This window comes from Sphingomonas bacterium, from assembly GCF_028292945.1.
Lineage (GTDB): Bacteria > Pseudomonadota > Alphaproteobacteria > Sphingomonadales > Sphingomonadaceae > Sphingomonas.
Window position 1 is genome coordinate 1 of sequence record NZ_JAQGLJ010000103.1, and the last position, 2,950, is coordinate 2,950.

At 68.3% G+C, this 2,950-nt stretch carries 4 protein-coding genes; 2 read left to right on the top strand and 2 right to left on the bottom strand.

Annotation, left to right across the window (positions count from 1 at the left end):
• Positions 1-31: 31 nt before the first annotated feature.
• Entirely contained in the window at positions 32-631 is a 600-nt protein-coding gene (locus JWN21_RS11280) for a fasciclin domain-containing protein (RefSeq protein ID WP_299649933.1), read from the bottom strand.
• Between the two features lie 38 nt (positions 632-669).
• Positions 670-1,434: a sulfite exporter TauE/SafE family protein gene (locus JWN21_RS11285; protein WP_299649936.1), complete on the bottom strand. Its 765-nt coding sequence runs from the start codon at positions 1,432-1,434 to the stop codon at positions 670-672.
• Between the two features lie 158 nt (positions 1,435-1,592).
• Here JWN21_RS11285 and epsC point away from each other — a divergent pair, with 158 nt between their 5' ends.
• Together epsC and JWN21_RS11295 are read left to right on the top strand one after the other, a co-directional pair.
• The gene (gene epsC / locus JWN21_RS11290; RefSeq protein ID WP_299649939.1) at positions 1,593-2,267 is read left to right on the top strand and encodes a serine O-acetyltransferase EpsC; all 675 of its coding nucleotides are present in this window, start codon (positions 1,593-1,595) and stop codon (positions 2,265-2,267) included.
• A complete protein-coding gene (locus JWN21_RS11295; RefSeq protein WP_299649942.1) occupies positions 2,267-2,605 on the top strand; it encodes a DUF2794 domain-containing protein in 339 nt (112 codons plus the stop codon). Before epsC ends, JWN21_RS11295 begins: the two co-directional genes overlap by 1 nt.
• Positions 2,606-2,950: the final 345 nt, after the last annotated feature.

Below are 2,950 nucleotides of genomic sequence, written 5' to 3' on the forward strand. Positions count from 1 at the left end.
CGGTGGGCGCGCGATTGACGCCGCAAACAACCTAGATCCTCGGAAGCAGCACACCGTTGACGACGTGCATCGTCCCGTTGCTGTGGCGGACATCCGCCGTCTCGACATAGCTCTTGTTGCCACCGCGATCGGTCAACGTGACGATGCCCCCCGTCGTGCTCACGGCGATCGGCTCGCCGGCGACGCTGGTCAGGCTGGCCCGGCCGCCGCCTGCGCGCACCCGGCGGATCAACTCGGCGGACGTCACCCGACCGGTGACAAGGTGCAGGCGCAGCAGCGCGGTCAGCGAGGCGCGGTTCTCCGGCTTGAGCAGCGCCTGTACGGTGCCGGGCGCAAGGCGCGCGAACGCCTCGTCGGTAGGCGCGAAAAGCGTGAACGGGCCGGGGCCGGCCAGTGTGTCGGCGACGCCCCCCGCCGTGAGCGCGCGAGCGAACGTCGCCAGGTTCGGCGGAGCCGCGACGTTGACCGCCAATGACCGGTTCGCCGGCATGGCCACGCCGCCGACCGGCGGGTTACTGGCCGGCGAGCCCGATCCGGCCGAGCCGACCGCTACGTCGGGAGCGACGCGCACGCCGCGCGCTGTCGGTGCGCAGCTGGCGAGCAGCAGTAGGACGAGGGGGAGAGCTCTCATCGGCGGGCTTGTCGCAGGCCAGCGGTCGCCGGGCAACCTCAGCGCACCGCCAACCAGATCGACCAGGCGCTGGTCAGGGTGAGCACCACGCCGACCACGCCCATCAACAGGCGGGGCCGCACCCGGCTGACTAGGATAGCGCCAAGTGGCGCCGCCGCGATGCCGCCGATCAGCACGCCGATGGTCGCAGTGGTGAACGCTTGCCAGCCCAGCGTGAAGATGAAGGTGATCGAGATGACGGTGGTCAGAAAGAACTCGGCCGTGTTCACCGTGCCGATCGTGGTGCGCGGGTTGGTGCCCTGGATGAGCAGGTTGGAGGTGACCACGGGTCCCCAGCCACCACCGCCCGCCGCATCAAGGAAGCCGCCCACCAACCCTAGCGGTGCGACCACGCGGGGCTGACGCGGCGGGGGCGGCTGTCGAAACGCGCGATAGATCAGGTACAGGCCGATGAGCGTCAGATACGCCATGACGAACGGCCGCGCCGCGTCCCCGCTGATCGACAACAGATACGCGCCGACGACGCCGCCGATCGCGCCGGGAATGACCAGCCTGCGAAAGAGCGGCCAATCGACGTTGCGCCGCCAGACATGGCTGATGCCCGACGCGGCAGTGGTGAACATCTCCACCAGATGGACCGCCGACGACGCCCGCGCGGGCGCGACGCCCAACGTACCGACCATCAACGTGCTGGCGATCACGCCGAAGGCCATGCCGAGCGCGCCATCGACCATCTGGGCCGCGAAGCCGATGGCGATGAAGGGTGCCAGTGCCGCCCAGTCAATATTCGCCAATTGCTCCACGCGTCCTGCTCCGGCTGTGTCGGGCACCCGTCTGCACGGGCAGTCGAACACCGACAACAAAGATAGGCTATGCCGGCACGCGGGTGCGACAAAGGCGCACCCCTCGCAATCGGTGTCGTATCACCATAAATGGGGGACGAACGGATCAAGGAGCCGGCATGCCGGGGCGTTTGAGGGACTATCTCGATTCGGTGCGCGCGCGCGATCCGGCGCCGCACAGCCGGCTTGAGGTGCTGACCTATCCGGGCGTGTGGGCGCTCGGCTATCATCGCCTCGCGCATCGGCTGTACCGCAGGCGGCTGTTCCTGCTGGCGCGCATCGTCAATCACTGGTCGCGCGCGCTCACCGCGATCGACATCCATCCGGGGGCGACGATCGGGCGGCGGTTCTTCATCGACCACGGCTTTGTCGTGATCGGCGAGACGGCGGTGATCGGTGACGACGTGACCATCTACCAATGCGTGACGCTGGGCGGCACCAGCCCCGACAACGGTGTGGCCGGCAAGCGCCATCCGACGCTGGAGGATGGCGTGATCGTCGGCTCGGGCGCGCAGGTCCTGGGGCCGATCGTCGTCGGCACGCGCGCGCGAATCGGGGCGAACGCGGTCGTCACAAAGGACGTCGCGGAGGGCGCGGTGATGGTTGGGATCCCGGCGCGACCCACGACGGTCACGGGCGGCAAGGGTGCGGCGCCATTCCTTGCCTATGGCACGCCCTGCTCGGAGGTCTTCGACCCGCAGACGCAGAAGGTCGAGTTGCTGCGCTGCGAGCTGGAGACGCTGCGCAAGCGACTCGACGCACTGCTTGCCGAGGAGGAACAGAAGCGCGCCTGATGGGCACTGTCACGCCCTTCCCCGTTCCATTGCGCGGCACCCAGATCGGGTTTGAGCGCGTCGAGCTGACCCGCATCCTCGATCTCTATGGCCGCATGGTCGCTGCCGGCCACTGGCGCGACTATGCCATCGAGTTGGGCCGCGACGCGGCGGTGTTCGCCGCGTTCCGGCGCGCGACCGAGCGCCCCGAGTTGCGGATCGAGAAACGTCCTGCCTTGCGTGGCAAACAGGGCATGTGGGCGCTGATCGGCGAGACCGGTGCGGTACTCAAGCGCGGGCATGAGCTGGGCCCGGTACTCGCCCCGGCCGAACGGCGGCTGATGAAGCTGGTGGAGTAGATGGCTGAGGTGCCCCTCAAATGGCCTGACAGGGTCTCGCTCTTGGATGAGAGCGAGGCATATGACTGACGGTATGACCAGGCGTTACAATGACGGCGAGGTTCTCTTAAGTGCTCAGCGCCGAGGCGGTGGACATCGGAGGAGAAGGTCCGGATTGTCGAGGAGACGTATTTGCCGAGCCTGCGGCCGGGGACACGGCCTCGCGGAGCAACTGGCTCCATGGCCTTCTTGCCGAGCAGCCGCTGCAACTCGCGCACCTGCGCCTCCAGCGCCCCTACTCGGAGGCTGGCACTACTTCCTCGCCAGCGGCCGCGGCGGTCAGCGCGTCCGGGTTCATCAGCCGGC